Here is a 21,551-nt window from a genome sequence, read left to right on the forward strand (position 1 = left end):
CAGGAGCAGAGAGCATGGCCCAGAAAGTCCGCGGTGTGGTGGCGCTCGAAAAGGGCAAGCCGGTCACCGTCGAAACGATCGTGGTCCCCGACCCGGGGCCGGGCGAGGCGGTCGTCGGAGTCCAGGCGTGCGGGGTGTGCCACACCGACCTGCACTACCGCGAAGGCGGGATCAACGACGAGTTCCCGTTCCTGCTCGGCCACGAGGCCGCCGGGATCGTCGAGTCCGTCGGCGACGGCGTGACCGACGTCGAACCCGGCGACTACGTGATCCTCAACTGGCGCGCGGTGTGCGGGCAGTGCCGGGCCTGCCGCAAGGGCAAGCCGCAGTACTGCTTCGACACGCACAACGCCACGCAGAAGATGACGCTGACCTCCGGGCGGGAACTGAGCCCGGCACTGGGCATCGGCGCGTTCGCGGAGAAGACACTGGTCGCCGCCGGCCAGTGCACCAAAGTGGACCGTCGCGCCCGGCCGCAGGCCGCCGGGCTGCTCGGCTGCGGGGTGATGGCGGGCATCGGGGCCGCGGTCAACACCGGCGGAGTCGGCCGGGGCGACACGGTCGCGGTGATCGGCTGCGGCGGGGTCGGGAACGCGGCCATCGCCGGGGCACGGCTGGCCGGTGCCGCCACCATCGTCGCGGTGGACCGGGACCCGAGGCAGCTCGACAAGGCGCGGGAGTTCGGCGCGACCCACGTGGTGGACGCCCGCGACCTCGACCCGGTGGAGGCGATCCGGAGCCACACCGGCGGCTTCGGCGCGGACGTGGTGATCGACGCGGTCGGCCGCCCGGAGACCTGGAAGCAGGCGTTCCGCGCGCGGGACCTGGCGGGCACGGTGGTGCTCGTCGGGGTGCCCACACCCGAGATGAAGGCGCCCGACCTGCCGTTCCTCGAGTACTTCTCCCACGGTGGCGCGCTGAAGTCGTCCTGGTACGGCGACTGCCTGCCCTCCCGCGACTTCCCGGCGCTGATCGAGCTGTACCTGCAGGGCAGGCTCCCGCTGGACGGCTTCATCACCGAGGAGATCGCGCTCGACCACGTCGAGGGCGCGTTCTCGCGGATGAAGGACGGCGGGGTGCTGCGTTCGGTGGTGGTCCTGTGATCGAGCACCTGGTCACCTCCGGCACCTTCTCGCTCGACGGCGGGACCTGGGAGGTGGACAACAACGTCTGGATCGTCGGCGACGAGCACGAGGTGCTGCTGATCGATCCGGCGCACGACGCGAGTGCGGTCGCCGCGCGGGTGGGGGACCGCCGCGTGACGGCGATCGTGTGCACGCACGGCCACGACGACCACATCGGCGAGGCACCGGCGCTGGCGGACACCTTCGGCGCGCCGATCCTGCTGCACCCGGAGGAGGCTCCACTGTGGAAGCTGACTCATCCGGAACGCTTGCCGGACAAGGAGTTGACGCACGGGGAGATGCTCTCTGCCGGTGGGATCGAGCTGCGGGTGCTCGTCACGCCGGGGCACTCACCCGGCTCGGTCTGCCTGCACGCCCCCGATCTGGGCACGGTTTTCTCGGGCGACACGCTGTTCCGCGGCGGCCCGGGCGCGACCGGCCGGTCGTACTCCGACTTCGGCACGATCATCGAGTCCATCCGGGAGACGCTGCTGGCGCTGCCACCGGACACCGAGGTCAGGACCGGCCACGGCGAGGCCACCTCGATCGGCGCGGAGGCACCGAACCTGCACGAGTGGATCCACCGCGGATTCTGACCTCGCCTGGCCTATTGACCGGTGCCTACCTGGCCCTTAACGTGACATTTGGTTGATATATCAGAACTTCGGCTGAGATATGACAGGAGTGGGCCGCATGTCCGTAACCGTTGACCGCCCCGGGACCCACGGTCCCGAACGGGTGCTCGGCCTGTCGCTGGCGCAGGCCGATCCGGAGGTCCACCGGGTGCTCGGCCAGGAGGTGGCCCGCCAGCGCGGCACGCTGGAGATGATCGCCTCGGAGAACTTCGCCCCGCTGAGCGTGCTCGAGGCGCAGGGCTCGGTGCTGACCAACAAGTACGCCGAGGGTTATCCCGGCCGCCGCTACTACGGCGGCTGCGAGCACGTCGACGTGCTGGAGCAGCTGGCGATCGACCGGGTGAAGGTGTTGTTCGGCGCGGAGTTCGCCAACGTGCAACCGCATTCGGGGGCGCAGGCGAACGCGGCCGTGCTGGCCGCCCTGCTCGCACCGGGGGACACCTTCCTCGGCCTCGACCTCGCGCACGGCGGCCACCTCACCCACGGCATGCGGCTGACCTTCTCCGGCAGGTACTTCGACGCCGTGCCGTACCACGTGCGGGAGGACAACCACCTCGTGGACATGGACGAGGTGGCCCGGCTGGCCCGCGAGCGGCAGCCGAAGCTGATCATCGCGGGCTGGTCGGCCTACCCGCGTCAGCTGGATTTCGCCGAGTTCCGGCGGATCGCCGACGAGGTCGGTGCCTACCTGATGGTGGACATGGCGCATTTCGCCGGTCTGGTCGCCGCCGGGCTCCACCCGAACCCGGTGCCGTACGCGGACGTGGTCACCTCGACCACGCACAAAACCCTCGGCGGTCCACGAGGCGGCGTGGTGCTGGCGAAGCGGGAGCTGGCGAAGAAACTCAACTCCGCGGTGTTCCCCGGCCTCCAGGGCGGTCCGCTGGAGCACGTGATCGCGGCCAAGGCGGTCGCGTTCAAGCTGGCCGGGGAGCCCGCGTTCCGGCTGCGCCAGGAACGCACGCTGGCCGGGGCGAAGCTCCTCGCCGACCGGCTGCTGGCCGAAGACGGGGTCGGCGTGGTCTCCGGCGGTACCGACGTGCACCTGGTGCTGGCCGACCTCCGGCATTCCGAAATGGACGGAAAGCAGGCCGAGGACCGGCTGCACCGGGTGGGGATCACGGTGAACCGCAACGCCGTGCCGTTCGACCCCCGGCCGCCGATGGTGGCTTCCGGCGTGCGCATCGGCACCCCCGCACTGGCCGCCCGCGGCTTCGACGAGGCCGATTTCGCCGAGGTCGCCGACATCATCGCGCTCGCGCTGCGCCCCGGCACCGGCGAAGCGGAACTCGCCGCGCTGGCCGCCAGGGTCGAAGCGCTCGCCGAACGCCACCCCCTCTACCCGGAGCTGCCGGTATGACCCAGACGAACCCACCGGGCGCGGACCTGCCCGAGCACCCCGACTTCCTGTGGCGCAACCCGGAACCGAAGAAGAACTACGACGTGGTGATCGTCGGCGGCGGCGGGCACGGCCTGGCCACCGCGCACTACCTCGTCCGCAACCACGGGATCACCAACGTGGCGGTGCTGGAGAAGGGCTGGCTGGCCGGCGGGAACATGGCCCGCAACACCACGCTGATCCGGTCGAACTACCTGTGGGACGAGTCCGCGGCGATCTACGAGCACTCGCTGAAGCTGTGGGAGGGGCTGGAGGACGATCTCGGCTACCCGATCCTGTTCTCCCAGCGCGGGGTGCTCAACCTGGCGCACACCGAACAGGACGTCCGCGACTCGGTCCGCCGGGTGGAGGCGAACAAGCTCAACGGCATCGACGCGGAATGGCTCGGGCCCGACGAGGTCAAGCGGATCTGCCCGATCATCAACACCGCCGAAGACATCCGCTACCCCGTGCAGGGCGCGACCTACCAGCCGCGCGCGGGCATCGCGAAACACGACTACGTGGCGTGGGGTTTCGGCCGTCGCGTGGACGAAGCCGGGGTGGACCTGATCCAGGACTGCGAGGTCACCGGGTTCACTGTGGACGGTGACCGGGTGACCGGGGTGCGCACCACCCGCGGGGACATCGGGTGCGGCACGGTCGCGCTGTGCGCCGCCGGGCACACCTCGGTGCTGCTGGACCAGCTCGGCGTGCGCGCCCCGCTGCAGTCGCATCCGCTGCAGGCACTGGTTTCCGAGCTGCTGGAGCCGGTGCACCCGACGATCGTGATGTCGAACGCCGTGCACGTCTACGTCTCGCAGGCGCACAAGGGCGAGCTGGTGATGGGCGCCGGGGTGGACTCCTACAACGGGTACGGGCAGCGCGGTGCCTTCCACATCATCGAACGGCAGATGGCCGCCGCGGTGGAGCTGTTCCCGGTGTTCGCCCGCGCGCACCTGCTCCGGTCGTGGGCGGGCATCGTCGACGTCACCCCGGACGCGAGCCCGATCGTCGGGCACACCCCGTACGAGAACGTCTTCGTCAACGCGGGCTGGGGGACCGGCGGGTTCAAGGCGACCCCGGGCATCGGCTGGTGCTTCGCGCACACCCTCGCCCACGGCGAGCCGCACCCCTACGTCGCGCCGTTCGGCCTGGACCGGTTCACCACCGGTGCGCTCGTCGACGAACACGGCGCCGCCGCCGTGGCCCACTGAACCGGGAGGTCCGTCATGCAACTGATCCACTGCCCCTGGTGCGGCCCGCGCGAGGAGGTCGAATTCCACTACGGCGGCCAGGCCGACATCGCCTATCCCGAGCGCCCGGCCGAACTGTCCGACCAGGAATGGGCCGAGTACGTCTTCTACCGCGACAACCCGAAGGGCACCTTCGCCGAGCGGTGGAGCCACTCCGCCGGGTGCCGCCGCTGGTTCAACGCGGTCCGGGACACCCACACCTACCGGTTCCTGAGCACCGCGAAACCACGGCAGAAGGAGGTGCGGGTATGAGCCGCGTCCACGGCTACGGTCGCGTCGACCGCGACCGCGTGCTGTCGTTCACCTTCGACGGCCGCACCTACACCGGGCACCCCGGCGACACCCTCGCGTCGGCGCTGCTGGCCAACGGCGTGCACCGGGTCGGCTCCAGCGTCAAGCTCGGCCGCCCGCACGGCGTCAGCGCCGCGTGGACCGAGGACGCGACCGCGCTGGTGCAGATCGAGCGGCCGTTCCCCGAGCCGATGCTCCAGGCCACCACCGTCGAACTGGTCGACGGCCTGGTCGCCCGCGGGGTCGACGGCCAGGGCCGCCTCGCCGAGGTCCCCGACCCCGCCCGCTACGACCGCAAGCACACGCACACCGACACCCTGGTCATCGGCGCCGGCCCGGCCGGGCTGCTCGCCGCGCTCGGCGCGGCCCGCGCGGGGGAGGACGTGGTGCTGGTCGACGACCGGCCCGGCGCGGGCGGCAGCCTGACCGGGACCGAGTCGATCGGTGGCCGTCCCGCGCTCGAATTCGTCGCGGACGCCGTCGCCGAGCTGGCGCGCCTCGGTGTGCGGCACCTCCAGCGCACCACCGCGTTCGGCCAGTACGACGACGGGTTCGTGCTGGCGCTGGAACGCCGCACCGACCACCTGGGCTTCGACGCCCCCGCCCGGCGCAGCCGTCAGCGCGTGCACCGCATCCGCGCGCTGAAGGTCGTGGTCGCCACCGGTGCGCAGGAACGGCCGATCGTGTTCGAGGACAACGACCGGCCCGGCATCATGCTGGCCGCCTCGGCGCGGGACTACCTCCACCGGTACGGCGTGCTCGCCGGCCGCGAGATCGTGGTGTTCACCAGCGACGACGCCGCGTATGCCGCCGCGGTCGACCTGGCGGGGGCGGGCGCGCGGGTGACCGTGCTCGACGTCCGCGACAACCCGCCGCGCGACTGGGAAATCCGCGCGAACGAGGCCGGGATCGTGGTGCACCCGTCGGCCGCGGTCACCGGGACCGAGGGCGAGGAACACGTGCGGGCCGTGCTCGCCCGGACCACCGACGGCGGCGTCCGGCTGCCCGCCGACCTGCTGCTGGTCTCCGGTGGCTGGAACCCGGTGGTGCACCTGTTCAGCCACGTGCGTGGGGCACTGGCCCACGACCCGGCGCTCGGCGCGTTCCGCCCGTCCGGCTCGCTGCCCGGCGTGGTGGTGATCGGCGCGGCCAACGGCACCCTGGACCTGGCCGGTGTGCTGCGCGAAGGCGCCGGCCCGGACGCACCGGCGGCCGGTCCCGAACCGGTCCGCACGCCGAGCGCGGTGGTGTGGCGCACCGACGGCGACCCGGACCGCCAGTTCGTCGACATCCAGCGCGACGCCACGGTGACCGACATCGGCCGCGCGGTGGGCGCCGGGCTGCGCTCGGTGGAGCACGTCAAGCGGTACACCACCATCGGCACCGCGCACGACCAGGGCAAGACCTCCGGCGTGATCGCCTCGGGCATCACCGCGGAACTGCTCGGCGTGGGGATCGAGGAACTCGGCACCACCACCTTCCGCCCGCCCTACACGCCGGTCGCGTTCGCCGCGCTGGCCGGCCGGTCGCGGGGCAGCCTGTTCGACCCCGTGCGCACCACCCCGCTGCACGACTGGCACGTCGAGGCGGGCGCGGTGTTCGAGGACGTCGGGCAGTGGAAGCGGGCGCGGTACTACCCGCGCCCCAGTGAGGACATGGATGCTGCGGTGCTGCGGGAGTGCGCGGCCACCCGGTCCGGTGTCGGCGTGCTCGACGGCTCCACGCTCGGCAAGATCGACGTGCGCGGCCCGGACGCCGGGATCCTGCTGGATCGCTTGTACACCAACATGATGAGCACGCTGAAGGTCGGCCGCGTCCGGTACGGGGTGATGTGCGGCAACGACGGCATGGTGCTCGACGACGGGACCGTGCTGCGGATCGGCGAGCAGCACTACCTGCTCACCACGACCACCGGCGGCGCGGCCACCGTGCTGGACTGGATGGAGGAGTGGCTCCAGACGGAGTGGCCGGAACTGCGGGTGCACCTGACCTCGGTCACCGAGCAGTGGTCGGTGTTCCCGGTGGTCGGCCCGCGCTCCCGGGACGTCGTCGGCGAGGTGTTCGCCGAGCTCGACGTGACCAACGAGGCGTTCCCGTTCATGTCGTGGCGCGACACCACGCTCGACGGTGTGCCGGTGCGCGTCGCCCGGATCTCCTTCTCCGGTGAGCTGGCCTACGAGGTCAACGTGAACTCCTGGTACGCGCCCGCGCTGTGGCAGCGCCTGCTCGCGGCGGGGGAGAAGTACGGGATCACCCCGTACGGCACGGAAACCATGCACGTGCTGCGCGCGGAGAAGGGCTACCCGATCATCGGCCAGGACACCGACGGCACGGTCACCCCGCAGGACCTCGGGATGGGCTGGGCGGTGTCGAAGAAGAAGGAGGACTTCGTCGGCAAGCGCTCGTTCGCCCGGCCGGAGAACCAGAACCCGCAGCGCAAGCAGTTCGTCTCGCTGCTGCCCACCGACGGCTGCACGAAGCTGCCCGAGGGTTCGCAGATCGTCGAGCTGCACGAGGACGGCAAGCTGCCGGAACCGCCGGTGCCGATGCTCGGGCACGTCACCTCCAGCTACCACAGCGCGGAACTCGCGCGCCCGTTCGCGCTCGCCCTGGTGAAGAACGGCCGCGCCCGCATCGGCGAGGTGGTGCACGTGCCGGTGGACGGCGCGCTGGTGCCGGCGCTGATCGGCGAAACCGTGCTGGTCGACCCGGAAGGAGCCCGCCGCGATGGCTGACACCCTGTACCGCACGCACCCGCTGGAGAACCGGCGCGCGGCACTGGCCGGGCTGCCCGGCGGGCTCACCGCGTACCCCGAGCCCGAGTTCGCGGCGGTGGACCTGCGGGTCGATCCGGCCGGGCCGGGCGCCGAAGCGGTCGGCCGCGCGCTCGGCACGGCGCTGCCGGTCGAGCCGAACACCTGGACGCACACCGCCGACGGCCAGCTGATTTGGCTCGGCCCCGACGAATGGCTGGTCACCAGCACCACCGCGCTGCCGGAGCAGTTCGAGCAGGAGCTGGGCTGGGTGGTCTCGGCGTTCGACGGCGCGGCCGTCGACGTTTCCGCGCAGCGCACCAGCATCCGGCTGCGCGGGGAGCACGCCAGGGACCTGCTCTCGCTGGGCTGCTCGATCGACCTGCGCCCGACGGCGTTCGGCCAGGGCGCCTGCGCGCAGACGCACCTCGGCCAGACCGGGGTGCTGCTGCTGGCCCTCGGCGCGGCCGACTTCCGGCTGTTCGTCCGCCAGTCCTTCGCCGCGTACCTGGCGGACTGGCTGGTCGACGCCGCCCAAGACGTTCCGGAAGGAGACCTGACATGAGCACGCCCCGCGTTGTCATCATCGGAGCCGGGATCGTCGGCGCCAACCTGGCCGACGAGCTCACCGAGCGCGGCTGGGACCAGGTCACCGTGCTCGACCAGGGCCCGCTGCCGCTGACCGGCGGTTCCACCTCGCACGCGCCCGGCCTCGTCTACCAGACCAACGCGTCGAAGACGATGACCCAGTTCGCGTCGTACACCGTGGAGAAACTGCTGGGCCTGGACGCCGATGGCTGGTGCTTCAACCAGGTCGGCGGTCTGGAGGTGGCGACCACCCCGGAACGGCTGGCCGACCTGCACCGCAAGCACGGCTGGGCGCTGTCCTGGGGGGTGCCCGCCGAGGTGATCGGCCCGGACCGCTGCCTGGAGCTGCACCCGTTGCTGGACAAGGACAAGGTGCTCGGGGCACTGCACACGCCGACCGACGGGCTGGCCAAGGCGTCCCGTGCGGTGGTCGCGCTGACTGCCCGCGCCGAGGCACGCGGTGCGGTGTTCCGCGGCTCGACCCGGGTCACCGACGTGCTCCAGCAGGGCGGCCGGGTGACCGGCGTGCGGACCGACGCGGGTGACGAGATCCCGGCCGACATCGTGGTGTCGTGCGCCGGGTTCTGGGGCCGCGCGGTCGGGGAGCTGGTCGGCATGAAGGTGCCGCTGCTGCCGCTGGCCCACCAGTACGCCCGCACCGGGCAGCTGCCGGAACTGGTCGGCCGCAACGACGAGCGCATCGAGGCGAGGCTGCCGATCCTGCGGCACCAGGACCACGACCTGTACTACCGCGAGCACAACGACTGCCTCGGCATCGGCACCTACGCGCACCGCCCGATGCCCGCGCGGCTGGCCGACCTGCCTGAGGTCGACGGGGTGAGCGAGCAGGCCATGCCGTCGATGCTGCCGTTCACCGAGGCCGACTTCGCGCCGTCGTGGGAGCACAGCAGGCAGCTGCTGCCCGCGTTGCGGGACGCCAAGGTGGAAACCGGGTTCAACGGGGTCTTCTCGTTCACCCCGGACAACGGGCCGCTGATCGGCGAATCACCGGACGTGGCCGGGTTCTGGATCGCCGAGGCGGTGTGGGTGACGCATTCGTCGGGCGTGGCCAAGGCGGTCGCGCAGCTGCTCACCGACGGCCGCAGCGAGTTCGAACTGCACGGCTGCGACGTCAACCGGTTCGACGAGCTGCAGACCACCGATTCCTATGTGGACGAGACCGCGCAGCGCAACTTCGTGGAGATCTACGACGTGCTGCACCCGTTGCAGCCCAAGCTGTCCCCGCGCGAAGTGAAGGTCAGCCCGTTCTACGACCGGCAGAAGGAGCTCGGCGCGTTCTTCCTCGAAGCACACACGTGGGAGCGCCCGCACTGGTACGAGGCCAACGCCCGGCTGGTCAAGGACCTGCCGCCGGAGTGGCAGCCGCCGTCGCGGGACGCGTGGTCGGCGATGTTCCACTCACCGATCGCCGCGGCCGAGGCGTGGAGGACGCGTACCGCGGTCGCGCTGTACGACATGACCCCGCTCAAGCGGATCGAGGTCGCCGGGCCCGGCGCGACGGACTTCCTGCAGCGGCTGACCACCGGCAAGATGGACAAGTCCGTCGGTTCGGTCACCTACGCGCTGCTGCTCGACCAGGCGGGCGGTGTCCGCTCGGACGTGACCGTGGCCCGGCTCGACGAGAACCTGTTCCAGGTCGGCGCGAACGGGAACCTCGACCTCGACTACTTCCGGCGGCAGGCCCCGGACGACAACAGCGTGCAGATCCGCGACATCACCGGCGGCACCTGCTGCGTCGGGGTCTGGGGCCCGCTGGCCAGGGATCTGGTGCAGCCGCTGAGTGACGCCGACTTCTCGCACGAGGCGCTGAAGTACTTCCGCCTGCAGCGGGCGCACATCGCCGGTATCCCCGTTGTCGCGATGCGACTGTCCTATGTGGGCGAACTGGGCTGGGAGATCTACACCAGCGCCGAATACGGCAGGCGGTTGTGGGACGTGCTGTGGGAGGCCGGGCAGCCGCTCGGGGTGATCGCCGGTGGCCGTGCCGCCTTCAACAGCCTGCGCCTGGAGAAGGGCTACCGGGCGTGGGGCACCGACATGACCACCGAGCACACGCCGTACGAAGCCGGGCTCGGCTTCGCGGTGAACAAGAAGAAGACCGGGTACGTCGGGCACGAGGCGATCGCCGGGCTGGAGCACGAAACCCCGGCGCGGCGGCTGGCCTGCCTCACCGTCGACGACGGCCGGAGCGTGGTGCTCGGGCACGAACCCGTGTTCCTGGACGGGGGAGCGGCCGGGTACGTCACTTCGGCCGCGTTCGGGCACACGATCGGCAAGCCGATCGCCTACGCCTGGCTGCCGTCCTCGGCGGTGGAGGGCACCTCGGTGGAGATCCAGTACTTCGACCGGAAGGTACGGGCCACGGTCACCGCCGAACCGCTGGTCGACCCGGACATGACCCGCATCCGCCGGTGAAGGGGCAGTCGCTCATGCGCAAGCACGCCATCGAGACCTATTTGGACGATCTGGCCGCCAGGACCCCGGCTCCGGGCGGTGGCGCGAGTGCCGGGGTGCACGTGGCGCAGGCGGCCGCGTTGCTCGGGATGGTCGCCCGGTACAGCTCGGGTGACACGGTGGCCGAGATCCGGGACGCCGCGGACGAGTTGCGCGAGCGGGCGCTGTCTCTGTCCGAAGAGGACATCACCGCGTTCGGTGCGGTCGGGGCGGCCTACCGGCTGCCGCGTTCGTCGGCCGAGGAGGAGCGGGCCCGGTCGGCGGCCATCGCCGAGGCGCTGGTGGGGGCGGGCCGGGTGCCCGCCGAGGTGGTCGCGGTGGCGGAAGCCGTGGTCGTGCTGGCCGAGCGCCTGCTGCCGGTCGGCAACCGCAACGTGGTCACCGACATCGCGGCAGCCGCCGACGCCGCTCGCGCGGCGGCCACCACGGCGCGGGTCAACGTCGAGATCAATCTCGCGGGCATCACCGGCCCGGCCGAGCGCGAGGCGCTGGCGCGGGCGATCGCGGTGGTGGACGAGATCGCGGCCCGCGCCGACCGGGTGACCGCCGCCGTCCGGGCGGTGATCGCGCGATGACCAGTCAGCTGCTCTCGACCACCGAGGTGCTCTCCGGGGCCGCGCTGGCCGGGGAGATCCGCGCGGAGGTGACGGCGGCCGCAGCCGGTCTGGCACCGCACCTGGCCGTGGTGGTGGCGACCGCGGACGAGTCCACGGCGTGGTACGTCCGGTCGATCAAGGGTGCCGCAGGGAAGACCGGGATCCGGTGCAGCGTGGTGGATCTCGGCCCGGACGCCACGCCGGAGCGGATCCGCGCGACGCTCGCGGAACTGAGCGCGGACCGGGAGGTCGACGGCATCATGCTCCAGACGCCGTTGCCCGACGGCGCCGACTTCGGCGAGTTGGCCGGGGCGATCAGCCCGGCGAAGGACGTCGACGGCGCGAATCCCGTCTCGCTGGGACGCCTCGCGGCCGGGCGGCCGGCCTTCGCCCCGGCGACCGCGGCGGCGGTGATGGCTTTGCTGGACCACTACGAGATCCCACTGGCCGGACGACGGGCGGTGGTGGTCGGACGGTCCACTGTGGTCGGTAAGCCGGTGGCGCAGCTCCTGCTCCACCGGGACGCGACGGTGACCGTGTGCCACCGCCACACCAAGGATCTCGCCGCACACACCGCCGAGGCGGAGGTGCTGGTGGTCGCCGTCGGGCGGCCCGAGATGATCGGCGAGGTCCGGCCGGGCGCCACCGTAATCGACGTCGGCACCACCGCAACGGCAGACGGCGGCTTGGTAGGCGATGTCAACGCCGCGGCCGTGACCGGCGTGGCGGGCGCCCTGACCCCAGTCCCCGGCGGCGTCGGCCCGGTGACCACGGCTTTGTTGCTGAGCCACACCGTGCGCTCAGCCGCGGGGAGGGCCCCATGACCAGCACCGCTACCACGCTCGGCGCCACGACCACCGCCGCCGCTCCGCGGGCCGCGGCCTCCGGCGCCAGGACCAGCACCGCCACCGAGCGACCTGCCGCAACCGGGACCGCCACCGAGCGACCCGCCGCATCCGGCGCCGTGACCGGTGCCGCCACCGAGTCTGCCTGCGTGCCCGGCGCCATAGCCGCGCCGAGTGCGTTGCCGTTCGATCGGCCGGGGATCCGCCCCCTCCTGTGCGGGATCGTCAACGTCACCCCCGATTCGTTTTCCGACGGTGGCGCCTTCGCCGACCACGACGCCGCTGCCGAGCACGCGCTGCGCCTGATCCGAGAAGGCGCCGACCTCGTCGACCTCGGAGGCGAGTCGACCCGCCCCGGTGCCCACCCGCCCTCCGTGGCCGAGGAGATAGCCCGCGTCGTACCGGTGATCGAGCGGCTGGCGAAGCGCACGGACAAGCCGTTGTCGGTGGACACCTCACGCCCCGAGGTCATGCGGGCCGCCGTCGCCGCCGGCGCCACGGTGATCAACGACGTCCGCGCCCTCCGCTACCCGGACGCCCTGGAAACCGCCGCCGAGCTGGGTGTGCCGGTTTGCCTCACGCACATGCTCCGCCCACCGCACCTGATGCAGCGCGACCCCGTCTACGTCGACGTGGTGGCCGAGGTCCTGACCTTCCTCCACCGGCGGATCGAGGCCTGCGAGGCCGCGGGAATCCCCCGCGAGCACGTGATCGCCGATCCGGGGTTCGGCTTCGGCAAAACCCTGGCGCACAACCTCGAACTGCTGCGCTCACTACCGGCGTTCGCCGAGTTGGGGGTCCCGGTGATGGCCGGGTTGTCGCGCAAGGCGATGCTCGGCCGGCTCACCGGGCGGCCGGTGGACCAGCGGGTGGCCGCCTCGGTGACCGCCGCCGTGCTCGCCGCGCAGCGGGGAGCACGGATCCTCCGCGTCCACGACGTGGCCGCGACGAGTGACGCGCTCGACGTCCTCGAAGGCCTGGGGTGAACCGTGCCGTCAGATGATCGCCCGGATCGCCTTCTCGAAGCCGGTGACGTGGTCGCGGGCCAGCCCCGCGGCGCGCTCGCCCTCACCGGCGGCGATGGCTTCGAGCAGGCCCACGTGCTCGCCGATGTGCGGGTCGAAGTGGGTGATCCGGTCGAGGAACAGGCAGAAGATCCTGGTCGCGAGGTTGTTGTAGCGGACCAGCGTGTCCTCGAGGTGCGGATTGCCCGCGGCGCGGTAGATCGCCCGGTGCACCCGCATGTCCCAGTGCATCAGCTCGTCGCGTGCCATGGTGCGCACGTCGTTGGTGCGGATCGTCTCGGCGAGCTCGGCCAGCTTGTCGCGCACCGCCTCGCCCGAACCCTCGGCGGCGCGGCGGGCGGCCAGCGGCTCCAGCTGCACGCGGATCTCGGAGATGTAGGCGAGATCGGTGATGTCCACCCCGGTGGCGAAGGTGCCGCGGCGGGGGTAGGAGATCACCAGCCGGTCGACCTCGAGCCGTTTGAGCGCTTCCCGGACCGGCGTGCGGCCGACGCCGAGCGATTCGGCCACCGCGACGTCGTCGATCGGGGCCATGGGCGGGATCTCCAGCATGATCAGCCGGTCGGTGAGCGCGGCGTAGGCGCGGTCGGCCAGGGAGGTGGGCGGCCGCTCGAGCTCGTCTGGGGCGATGGTCACCGCCCCATCCTACGCAGGATTGGCCGCGAATTGATATATGAGTCGGAGCGCCGATGACCATCTCCGTGTTCGACCTGTTCAAGGTGGGTATCGGGCCGTCGAGCTCGCATACCGTCGGCCCGATGCGCGCCGCCTACCTCTTCGTCACGCGGTTGCGCGAGACCGGGCGGCTCGGCCGGACCGCCCGGGTGCGCTGCGAGCTGTTCGGCTCGCTCGGCGCCACCGGGCACGGCCACGGCAGCGTCAAGGCCGTGGTGCTCGGCCTGGCGGGGGAGCAGCCCCACCTGGTCGACCCGGTGGCCGCCGATCCGGCCGTGGCCGCGGTGCGGGCCGAGCGGCGCATCCAGCTCGGCGGCAAGCACGAGATCGCCTTCGACGTGGACGAGGACGTGGTGCTGCACCGGCGCGAGCGGCTCGACTTCCACAGCAACGGCATGGTGTTCACGGCCCACGACGACACCGGCGCCCTGCTGGACCGGCGCGAGTACTACTCGGTCGGCGGCGGCTTCGTGCTCGACGAGGACGAAGCCGGACGACCGGTGCTGGTCGAGGACCCGACGCCGGTCCGCTACCCGTTCACCACCGGCGACGAGCTGCTCGCCCTGACCGCCGGAACCGGGCTGCGGATCAGCGACATCATGCTCGCCAACGAACGCTCGTGGCGGGGCGAACCGGAGATCCGCGCCGGGCTGCTGCACATCTGGGCGGTCATGCGCGAGTGCGTCGACCGCGGCACGCACACCGGGGGCACACTGCCCGGCGGGCTCAAGGTCCGCCGTCGCGCGGCGGCCCTGCGCGAGCGGCTGGAGTCCGGTGTGGACGAACCGGATCCCCTGCACGCCATGGAATGGGTCACCCTGTTCGCGCTGGCGGTGAACGAGGAGAACGCGGCGGGCGGCCGGGTGGTCACCGCGCCGACGAACGGTGCGGCCGGCATCGTGCCCGCGGTGCTGCACTACGGCGCCCGGTTCCTGCCGCGCTTCGGCGACGAGGACGTGGTGCGCTTCCTGCTCACCGCGGGCGCGATCGGCCTGCTGTTCAAGGAGAACGCCTCCATCTCCGGGGCCGAGGTCGGCTGCCAGGGCGAGGTGGGCTCGGCCTGCTCGATGGCCGCGGGCGGGCTGGCCGAGGTGCTCGGCGGCTCCCCGGCGCAGGTGGAGAACGCCGCCGAGATCGGCATCGAGCACAACCTGGGCCTGACCTGCGACCCGGTCGGCGGACTGGTGCAGATCCCGTGCATCGAGCGCAACGCGGTGGCCTCGATCAAGGCGATCACCGCGGCCCGGATGGCGGTCCGCGGCGACGGCGCGCACCACGTGTCGCTGGACAAGGCGATCAAGACCATGCGCGAGACCGGCGCGGACATGAAGGACAAGTACAAGGAGACCGCCCGCGGCGGGCTGGCGCTCAACATCGTCGAATGCTGAAGTCGAATGCTGGAGGAGAACCCGTGAGCGACACCTTCACCCTCACCCTGAGCTGCCCCAACCGCACCGGCATCGTGCGCGCGGTCAGCGGGTACCTGTTCGAGCAGGGGTGCGACATCGGCGAGCACCGGCAGTTCGACGACAACGTGCGGGACCGGCTGTTCATGCGCACCCAGGCCACCGCACCGGCGGGCGCCGACCTGGACCGGATCGCCGCCGACTTCGAGCCGGTGGCCACCGAGTTCGGCATGACCTACGAGTTCAGCCCCGAGCGCCCGGCACGCGTCCTGGTCATGGTGTCGAAGCTGGGGCACTGCCTCAACGACCTGATCTTCCGCTGGCGCGCGGGCAGCCTGGGCGCCGACATCGTGGCCGTGGTGTCCAACCACGAGGACCTGCGCCCGATGGCCGAGTCAGCCGGCCTGCCGTTCACGCACATCCCGGTCACCCCGGAAACCAAGGAAACCGCCGAAGCGCGACTGCTCCGCCTGGTCGACGACTACGAGGCCGAACTGGTGGTGCTGGCGCGGTACATGCAGATCCTGTCCGACGCCACCAGCAAGGCGCTGCACGGGCGCGCGATCAACATCCACCACTCGTTCCTGCCCGGGTTCAAGGGCGCCAAGCCGTACCACCAGGCCTACGACCGGGGCGTGAAACTGGTCGGGGCCACCGCGCACTACGTCACGTCCGATTTGGACGAAGGCCCGATCATCGAGCAGGAGGTCATCCGGATCGACCACACGCACGACCCGCGTGCCCTGCAGACCGTCGGCCGGGACGCCGAGGCGCTGGCCCTGTCGCGCGCGGTCCGCTGGCACTGCGAACGCCGCGTCCTGCTCAACGGCCCCAGCACGGTCGTCTTTCCCTGAACCGCGTGCTGGGTCAGGGTGCGGCCGGCGGGAGGTCCATGATGCCGGTGGCCTGCGACCAGGCACAACGCCACGTGCCGCCGTCCTGGGTGTAGACGTCGGTGTGCCAGGCCTCGTGCCGCGGGATGTCCGCGCCGTGGACGGTGAGTTCGATGACGCACCGGTAGCGGAGGACGACGACATCGGTGCCGACGATGGCGTCCACGTCGCCGATCAGCGACAGATCCCGGTAGGCGACCCGCCCGGTGGTGAGGAGATCCAGGTACTCGGCCTTCGTCCACACCGTGCCGGTCGGGTTGCACAGCCGGTACTCCTCGGCGTGCAAGCGGTCGTAGGTGCCGCGATCCACGTCGAGGAGGCACTGGATCCGTTCCCGCTCCGCCTTGATCACCTGGCCGGCCACGTCGTCGGTCATACCCGCTCCCGTCCACTCGTTCGTTGACGTCGGGACACAGCCTAGGCGGCGGCGACTTCCCTGAGTACCGAAAGAAAAGCGTCCACCGCGGGCAACCGGCTGTTCTCCCGCGTGGCCACCGCGATGGTGCGCGTGATGGCCGGTTCGACCGGCACCAGGCTCACCCCGGGAAAGCCCTCCACCGCGGGCCTCGGCACCAGCGTGACCGCGAGTTCGTTGGCCACCAGCGCCATCTGCGTCGGGAAATCGTCGACCACGTGGTGGATCCGGGCTTCCACGCCGTGGCGGCGCATCGCCTGCAACTGCGCCTCGTGGCTGTCGGTGCCGGGGCGGCAGGCGGTCCACACCTCGTCCCGCACCTGGTCGAGGGTCAGCGAAGCTCGCCCGGCGAGCCGGTGCGTCGCGGCGATGGTGAGCACCACCTCGTGCACCAGCAACGGTTCCAGCCGGATGCGGGGTGGCACCCGGACCGGCAGGGTGGACCAGCTCTCCACCACCACCGCGTCCAGCTTCCGGTTGCCCAGCATCGGGATCAGGTCGATCGGCTCCCCGCTGCGGGTGCTCGGCACGACTTCCGGGTGGCGGTCGGCGAGCACCCGCAGCGCCGGGCCGAGCAGCAGGCCGAAGCTGCTGTTGAGCGCCCCGACCCGCAGCGGCCCGCTGACCCGGCCGTGCAGGGTGTGCAGCGCGTGCTCCGCGCGGCCGGCCGCCTCGGTCATCTCCCTGGCGGCCTCGGCGACGATCCACCCGGCGGCGGTCAGGCGGACGCCCCGCCCGTCCGGTTCGAGCAGGGCCGCGCCCGCTTCCCGTTCCAGCTTGCGGATCTGCTGGGTCACCGCCGGGCCGGTGACGTGCAGGACCGCCGCGGCGGCGCTGATCGAGCCGTGTTCGGCCACGGCGGCGAACACCCGGAGGCGCTCCCAGGTCAACATCTAAGCCATACTAATCAGACCAAGCAAATAATAGTAACTTGTGCTGCGCAGTGGCCGCGCCGGACAGTGGACCACGTGGTGACCACGGCAACTCCTCGCGCGCTGACCGCCCCGCCGGTGTGGGTGGTGCTCGGCGCGCTTTCCCTGTCCTCGTCGTCGATCCTGATCGCGATCGCCGGCACCCCGACGGCGACCACCACCTTCTGGCGGTGCGGCCTCGCGCTGGTCCTGCTCGCGCCGCTGCTGGCGTGGGAACTGCGGCGGCACGGCCTGCCCGACCGCCGGACGCTGTGGATGGGCTCGCTCGCCGGGGTGTTCCTCGGCGCGGACTTCCTGCTGTGGAACGTCAGCATCGGGGACGTGGGGGCCGGGATCGCCACCGTGCTGGCGAACCTGCAGGTGGTGATGTTCCCGCTGGTGGCGCGCGTGTTCACCGGGGTCCGGCTGGACCGGCGGTTCGTGCTGGCGCTGCCCGTCCTGCTGGTCGCCGCCGCGGCCGCCGGCGGGGTGATCGGGCCGGTGGCGCTCGGCGAGAACCCGTTGCGCGGTACGGTGTTCGCGTTGACCGCGGCCCTCGGTTACTCGGGATTCCTCTACTTCAGCCGGGAATGCGGGGTGCGAGCGCCCCGGCACGTGGTCACGCCGGTTTTCTTCGCCACGGCGTCGGCCGCCGCACTGGCGGTGGTGTTCGGCGGGCTGACCACCGGCATCCAGTTCTCGCTCGGCCCGCGGACCTGGCTGGCGCTCGCGCTGGTGGCGGTGTTCGGTCAGGTGCTGGGCTGGTTGCTGGTGGGATGGGGCCTGCCGAGGCTCGCGCCCGCGGTGTCGTCGGCGCTGCTGTTGCTGCAGCCGATCGGGGCGGTGCTGCTGGCGATGGTGGTGCTGGGGGAGGTCCCGTCGGTGACGCAGGTGGCGGGCGGCGCCGTCGTGCTCGCCGTGGTGTGGTTGCTGGTCGCGGGAAAACCGCGGAATTCACCCCATCAGGGCTAGTCGGCGGCGGCCGGGTTTGAGATCGACTTCGCCGCGGCTAACCCCCTGGCGACCGGCCGGGAAAAACCGGCCGCGGGCGTAGGAGAAAGAATGAGTTTGTTCGACAAGGCGAAGGAAGCCATCGGCAACAACCCGGACAAGGCCGAACAGGGCATCGACAAGGCCTCGGACGCGGCGAAGTCCAAGTTCGGCGACCACGCCGACAAGGTGGACCAGGCTTCGGACAAGGCGAAGGACTACCTGCGCAAGGACGACAACCCCGAAGGCCACTGAACGCCACCCGCGAGGCGGTGCGGTGAACCCCACCGCACCGCCTGTTTCCCCGGTTTCATGAATGGCGGGCGGGCTTCGGATAAGCGACGTTCGTGAGTTCTTCCGAAACCGCCCACAATCGTTGCTGCAGTTGGACGTCGTGCGCCCGGCTGCTCGCCGTGACCAGGTCCGGGAAACCGCCGATCTCGAACAGCCCGGCGGGACCGAAGTAATCACCACCCTTGACGCCGGGGTCGGTGGCCGCGCGCAGGGTGGGGAGGGCGCCCATCGCCGGTGTGCGGCCGAAAAGGCGCGCGATCACCAGGTTCGGGACGCGGAAGAACGGTGACGAATACCGGAACACCTCGGTGCTGGCACCGCCCGGATGCGCCGCCACGGAGATCGTGTCCGTTCCGGACAGTCGCCGGTGCAGTGCCTGGGTGAACAACAGGTTGGCCAGCTTCGACCGGGCGTAGGCACCGCCCCCGGACTGCGGGTCGGCCGGATCGATGCGCCCGAAGCGGTGCCCGATGCTGCTGACCGTGACCACCCGCGACCCCGGCGTGGCGAGCAGCAGGTCGAGCAGCCGCCCGGTGAGGGCGAAGTGACCGAGGTGGTTGACGCCGAACTGGATCTCGAAGCCGTCCTCCGTGCGGCCGGACAGCCCGGTCACCCCCGCGTTGTTCACCAGCAGGTCGACGCGCCGGTGGCGGTCGCGGATCTCCTCGGCCGCCTCGCGCACCGAATCGAGTGACGCCAGGTCCAGCCGCACCACTTCGGTGGTCCCGCCGATCCGCTCGGCCGCCGCCCGTGCCTTGTCCGGGTTCCGGCAGGCCAGCACCACCGAGGCGCCGCGTGTGGCGAGCGCTTTCGCGGTTTCGAACCCGATGCCGGTGTTGGCACCGGTGACCACCGCGACCCGGCCGTGCTGGCCGGGAATGTCCGTTTCGGTCCACTTGCCCATGCTCGACTCCTAACCTGAACCAGTCGTTCATGTTGTATCATGAACCGGGAGTTCAGGTTTGTCGCGAAGGGTGGGCACGGTGGCCGGACGGGGAGGCTTGCGCGCGGACGCGGCCCGCAACCGGGCGGCGATCCTCGACGCCGCCCGCACGCTGATCGCCGCCCACGGCACCGAAGTGGGCATGGACCGGATCGCGGCCTCGGCCGGGGTCGCGGTCGGCACGCTCTACCGCCACTTCCCGACCAAGAACGACCTGGTGCGGGCGATCGTGACCGAACTCGGCGCGACGATCGCCGGGACCCTCGACGTCGCACTGGCCAGGATCGGTGCCGGGCGGAGCACCGCGCTGGACGAGCTCGTCGCACTGGTGCACCGGGTGGTGGTGACGATGGGGCAGGAACGGCTCCTGCGGGACGCCCTCGGTGAAGCCGGGGAACTGCACGCCGTCCGCGAGAGCGCCGAGCGGATCCTGGGCCGCCTGGTCGCCGAAGCCCATCGGGACCGGGCCCTGCGACCGGACGTGACCGCCGAGGACATCGCTCTCCTGCTCGCCACCTCACCCGGCGACGAGGTCCCGCGCCCGGCCCGGGAACGCTGGGTGGAACTGGCGCGGCGCGCCCTGGTCGCGCCCGGGGCCTGAGACCGCCCACTGTGGACAGTCGGGGCGGCCGGAACCGCCCTGGCTACGCGAGACCTATATCGGCTCGGGCGCGCTGAAGTATAGGGGCGTTATAGACCGTTGCTGATCAATGGCACCCAGTAGATGGTCGGCAGTGGCCTCGCGGCGACCCGCCGCGTCGGGCCCGGCTCGAGGAGTGGGTGGCGTGGGCGACAACGAACCTTGGCTGAGCCGGATCGCGGACACGGTGCGCCGATCGGGGACGGGCCTGATCACCGACGAGGGCCGCGTTTCGTGGGCCGAACTGGTGGACCGCGCGTGGAAGATCGCGGCCGATCTGCGGGCCTACCCGCACGGGCTGGTGGTCGCGCCGGACGGCGGGCCGGATTCGGTGGTGGCCCTGCTCGCGGCGGGGCTCGCCGAACCCGCGCAACCCTGGGTGATCGGCGATCCGGCCCGGTGGGGCACCGGGGAACCGATCGGCGGAACCGCGCTGTGGGCTGCCGGGCCGCAAGCCGCGCCACCGGCCGAAATCGACGGCGCCACCTACGCTACGGCCACCGAAAGCGTGACGGGACAACCCCAACTGCTCTTCGGGCGGCCGGACAGCCTGCACGAAGCAGCCCGGCTCTACGCCGAGGGGCTGCCCGAATTCGCCGACGCCGAGTTGTTCGCGGCCTGCGCGCCGATGGACTTCGCCGAGACCTTCCACCTGGTCGTGCTGCCCTCGATCGTGCTCGGCCGGGACCTGATGCTGTTCCAGCCGCGCCAGTGGCGGGCCGCGGGCACGGCGTTCGACGGCAGGCCGGTGGTCTGCCTGACCACCACCGCGCTCGCCCTGCTCGGCGCCAGGGCGGCCCCCGAAGACCGGGACTACACCGGCGTCTGCTTCCTCCCGTCCGGCGGCGGCCTCACCCCCGAACGCGCCGAGCGCGTGGCGGCGCGGTTCGCCGGCTGTTCGTTCCTGAACGTGCTCGGCTCACCCGAGACCGGGCTGCTCGCCGTCACCCGTGAGGTGGCTGAGGACGGCCACGTCGGGAAACCGCTGGCAGGCAAGCAAATCTGGCTCCGCGACGTCGGCGAGGACGGCGTCGGTACATTGTGGACGGCCGGACCGGACGCCCGGATCGCCGCCTCCGACGGCTTCCTGCGCCGCACCCCGGACGGTGCGGTCAGCAAGGGCCACCTCGCGCACGCCGTTCCCGGCGGCGGGTTCGTGCTCGACGGCCAGGCGGGCGACCTGGTCGAGCTCGACGGGCGGAGCGTCGACCCGGCCGAGGTGGTCGCCGCCGTGCGCGGCCTCCGCGGGGTGGTCGACGCCTCGCTGACGGTGGACCGCTCCGGCCCGGCCGAACGGGTCACCGTGGTCGCCACCGGCGACGTCACCGAGGAGCAGGTCCGGCGGCGGCTGGGCGCGCTCGCCGTCGCGCTGGTGCCGCACGAGGTCGTCTGCCACATCCCCACCGCGTGAACAAGGAAGG

Annotated in this window: 21 protein-coding genes; 17 read left to right on the forward strand and 4 right to left on the reverse strand. The window is 71.6% G+C overall.

What is annotated here, in order from left to right:
- Positions 1-14 precede the first annotated feature (14 nt).
- From JYK18_RS33015 to folP, 11 genes are all read left to right on the forward strand, one after another.
- Positions 15-1,103 carry an S-(hydroxymethyl)mycothiol dehydrogenase gene (locus JYK18_RS33015; protein ID WP_206807318.1) on the forward strand — a complete coding sequence of 363 codons (1,089 nt, stop codon included), beginning with the start codon at positions 15-17 and terminating at the stop codon, positions 1,101-1,103.
- Positions 1,100-1,720, forward strand: a complete 621-nt coding sequence (locus tag JYK18_RS33020; protein ID WP_206807319.1) for an MBL fold metallo-hydrolase — start codon at positions 1,100-1,102, stop codon at positions 1,718-1,720. Before JYK18_RS33015 ends, JYK18_RS33020 begins: the two co-directional genes overlap by 4 nt.
- Positions 1,721-1,817: 97 nt before the next feature.
- Positions 1,818-3,119, forward strand: a complete 1,302-nt coding sequence (gene glyA / locus JYK18_RS33025; protein ID WP_206807320.1) for a serine hydroxymethyltransferase — start codon at positions 1,818-1,820, stop codon at positions 3,117-3,119.
- Positions 3,116-4,351: a sarcosine oxidase subunit beta family protein gene (locus JYK18_RS33030; protein WP_206807321.1), complete on the forward strand. Its 1,236-nt coding sequence runs from the start codon at positions 3,116-3,118 to the stop codon at positions 4,349-4,351. The genes glyA and JYK18_RS33030 overlap by 4 nt, the downstream gene beginning before the upstream one ends.
- 15 nt (positions 4,352-4,366) lie before the next feature.
- Positions 4,367-4,642, forward strand: coding sequence for a sarcosine oxidase subunit delta (locus tag JYK18_RS33035; protein ID WP_206807322.1), 276 nt, complete (start codon positions 4,367-4,369; stop codon positions 4,640-4,642).
- Positions 4,639-7,416: a 2Fe-2S iron-sulfur cluster-binding protein gene (locus JYK18_RS33040; protein WP_206807323.1), complete on the forward strand. Its 2,778-nt coding sequence runs from the start codon at positions 4,639-4,641 to the stop codon at positions 7,414-7,416. Before JYK18_RS33035 ends, JYK18_RS33040 begins: the two co-directional genes overlap by 4 nt.
- Complete coding sequence (locus JYK18_RS33045; protein ID WP_206807324.1) at positions 7,409-7,999, forward strand: sarcosine oxidase subunit gamma; 591 nt, start codon at positions 7,409-7,411, stop codon at positions 7,997-7,999. Before JYK18_RS33040 ends, JYK18_RS33045 begins: the two co-directional genes overlap by 8 nt.
- Positions 7,996-10,458: an FAD-dependent oxidoreductase gene (locus JYK18_RS33050; protein ID WP_206807325.1), complete on the forward strand. Its 2,463-nt coding sequence runs from the start codon at positions 7,996-7,998 to the stop codon at positions 10,456-10,458. Before JYK18_RS33045 ends, JYK18_RS33050 begins: the two co-directional genes overlap by 4 nt.
- Before the next feature lie 14 nt (positions 10,459-10,472).
- Positions 10,473-11,072 carry a cyclodeaminase/cyclohydrolase family protein gene (locus JYK18_RS33055; protein ID WP_206807326.1) on the forward strand — a complete coding sequence of 200 codons (600 nt, stop codon included), beginning with the start codon at positions 10,473-10,475 and terminating at the stop codon, positions 11,070-11,072.
- Entirely contained in the window at positions 11,069-11,917 is an 849-nt protein-coding gene (locus JYK18_RS33060) for a bifunctional 5,10-methylenetetrahydrofolate dehydrogenase/5,10-methenyltetrahydrofolate cyclohydrolase (RefSeq protein ID WP_206807327.1), read from the forward strand. Before JYK18_RS33055 ends, JYK18_RS33060 begins: the two co-directional genes overlap by 4 nt.
- Positions 11,914-12,924, forward strand: coding sequence for a dihydropteroate synthase (folP, locus tag JYK18_RS33065; RefSeq protein WP_206807328.1), 1,011 nt, complete (start codon positions 11,914-11,916; stop codon positions 12,922-12,924). Before JYK18_RS33060 ends, folP begins: the two co-directional genes overlap by 4 nt.
- Before the next feature lie 9 nt (positions 12,925-12,933).
- Here the strand turns inward: folP and JYK18_RS33070 are convergent, their stop codons facing one another.
- Positions 12,934-13,599: a GntR family transcriptional regulator gene (locus JYK18_RS33070; protein ID WP_206807329.1), complete on the reverse strand. Its 666-nt coding sequence runs from the start codon at positions 13,597-13,599 to the stop codon at positions 12,934-12,936.
- A 53-nt stretch (positions 13,600-13,652) separates the two neighbouring features.
- Between JYK18_RS33070 and JYK18_RS33075 the strand changes: the two genes are divergently transcribed.
- Positions 13,653-15,026, forward strand: coding sequence for an L-serine ammonia-lyase (locus tag JYK18_RS33075; protein ID WP_206807330.1), 1,374 nt, complete (start codon positions 13,653-13,655; stop codon positions 15,024-15,026).
- Between the two features lie 23 nt (positions 15,027-15,049).
- Positions 15,050-15,898, forward strand: a complete 849-nt coding sequence (gene purU / locus JYK18_RS33080) for a formyltetrahydrofolate deformylase (protein ID WP_206807331.1) — start codon at positions 15,050-15,052, stop codon at positions 15,896-15,898.
- Positions 15,899-15,911: 13 nt separating this feature from the next.
- Here the strand turns inward: purU and JYK18_RS33085 are convergent, their stop codons facing one another.
- Entirely contained in the window at positions 15,912-16,313 is a 402-nt protein-coding gene (locus tag JYK18_RS33085; protein ID WP_206807332.1) for a nuclear transport factor 2 family protein, read from the reverse strand.
- A 41-nt stretch (positions 16,314-16,354) separates the two neighbouring features.
- The gene (locus JYK18_RS33090; protein WP_206807333.1) at positions 16,355-17,245 is read right to left on the reverse strand and encodes a LysR family transcriptional regulator; all 891 of its coding nucleotides are present in this window, start codon (positions 17,243-17,245) and stop codon (positions 16,355-16,357) included.
- A gap of 75 nt (positions 17,246-17,320) precedes the next feature.
- On the opposite strand from JYK18_RS33090, the gene JYK18_RS33095 reads away from it, so the two are divergent.
- Positions 17,321-18,235, forward strand: a complete 915-nt coding sequence (locus JYK18_RS33095; RefSeq protein WP_206807334.1) for a DMT family transporter — start codon at positions 17,321-17,323, stop codon at positions 18,233-18,235.
- 90 nt (positions 18,236-18,325) lie between these two features.
- On the forward strand, positions 18,326-18,508 hold the full coding sequence (locus JYK18_RS33100) for an antitoxin (protein ID WP_206807335.1): 183 nt from the start codon (positions 18,326-18,328) through the stop codon (positions 18,506-18,508).
- A gap of 55 nt (positions 18,509-18,563) precedes the next feature.
- On the opposite strand, the gene JYK18_RS33105 is transcribed toward JYK18_RS33100, so the two are convergent.
- Positions 18,564-19,451, reverse strand: a complete 888-nt coding sequence (locus JYK18_RS33105) for an oxidoreductase (protein ID WP_206807336.1) — start codon at positions 19,449-19,451, stop codon at positions 18,564-18,566.
- Between the two features lie 79 nt (positions 19,452-19,530).
- Between JYK18_RS33105 and JYK18_RS33110 the strand changes: the two genes are divergently transcribed.
- Complete coding sequence (locus JYK18_RS33110; RefSeq protein ID WP_206807337.1) at positions 19,531-20,091, forward strand: TetR/AcrR family transcriptional regulator; 561 nt, start codon at positions 19,531-19,533, stop codon at positions 20,089-20,091.
- A gap of 184 nt (positions 20,092-20,275) precedes the next feature.
- Complete coding sequence (locus JYK18_RS33115) at positions 20,276-21,541, forward strand: hypothetical protein (RefSeq protein WP_206807338.1); 1,266 nt, start codon at positions 20,276-20,278, stop codon at positions 21,539-21,541.
- The last annotated feature ends 10 nt before the right edge of the window (positions 21,542-21,551 follow it).

It is taken from the genome of Amycolatopsis sp. 195334CR (assembly GCF_017309385.1).
GTDB lineage: Bacteria > Actinomycetota > Actinomycetes > Mycobacteriales > Pseudonocardiaceae > Amycolatopsis.

What these genes read in the sequence shown, in the direction of transcription:
- JYK18_RS33015 (WP_206807318.1), top strand. Translation starts at nt 15, where the DNA reads ATGGCCCAGAAAGTCCGCGGTGTGGTGGCGCTCGAAAAGGGCAAGCCG.
- glyA (WP_206807320.1), top strand. Translation starts at nt 1,818, where the DNA reads ATGTCCGTAACCGTTGACCGCCCCGGGACCCACGGTCCCGAACGGGTG.
- JYK18_RS33030 (WP_206807321.1), top strand. Translation starts at nt 3,116, where the DNA reads ATGACCCAGACGAACCCACCGGGCGCGGACCTGCCCGAGCACCCCGAC.
- JYK18_RS33035 (WP_206807322.1), top strand. Translation starts at nt 4,367, where the DNA reads ATGCAACTGATCCACTGCCCCTGGTGCGGCCCGCGCGAGGAGGTCGAA.
- JYK18_RS33040 (WP_206807323.1), top strand. Translation starts at nt 4,639, where the DNA reads ATGAGCCGCGTCCACGGCTACGGTCGCGTCGACCGCGACCGCGTGCTG.
- JYK18_RS33045 (WP_206807324.1), top strand. Translation starts at nt 7,409, where the DNA reads ATGGCTGACACCCTGTACCGCACGCACCCGCTGGAGAACCGGCGCGCG.
- JYK18_RS33050 (WP_206807325.1), top strand. Translation starts at nt 7,996, where the DNA reads ATGAGCACGCCCCGCGTTGTCATCATCGGAGCCGGGATCGTCGGCGCC.
- JYK18_RS33055 (WP_206807326.1), top strand. Translation starts at nt 10,473, where the DNA reads ATGCGCAAGCACGCCATCGAGACCTATTTGGACGATCTGGCCGCCAGG.
- JYK18_RS33060 (WP_206807327.1), top strand. Translation starts at nt 11,069, where the DNA reads ATGACCAGTCAGCTGCTCTCGACCACCGAGGTGCTCTCCGGGGCCGCG.
- folP (WP_206807328.1), top strand. Translation starts at nt 11,914, where the DNA reads ATGACCAGCACCGCTACCACGCTCGGCGCCACGACCACCGCCGCCGCT.
- JYK18_RS33075 (WP_206807330.1), top strand. Translation starts at nt 13,653, where the DNA reads ATGACCATCTCCGTGTTCGACCTGTTCAAGGTGGGTATCGGGCCGTCG.
- JYK18_RS33085 (WP_206807332.1), bottom strand. Translation starts at nt 16,313, where the DNA reads ATGACCGACGACGTGGCCGGCCAGGTGATCAAGGCGGAGCGGGAACGG.
- JYK18_RS33090 (WP_206807333.1), bottom strand. Translation starts at nt 17,245, where the DNA reads ATGTTGACCTGGGAGCGCCTCCGGGTGTTCGCCGCCGTGGCCGAACAC.
- JYK18_RS33100 (WP_206807335.1), top strand. Translation starts at nt 18,326, where the DNA reads ATGAGTTTGTTCGACAAGGCGAAGGAAGCCATCGGCAACAACCCGGAC.
- JYK18_RS33105 (WP_206807336.1), bottom strand. Translation starts at nt 19,451, where the DNA reads ATGGGCAAGTGGACCGAAACGGACATTCCCGGCCAGCACGGCCGGGTC.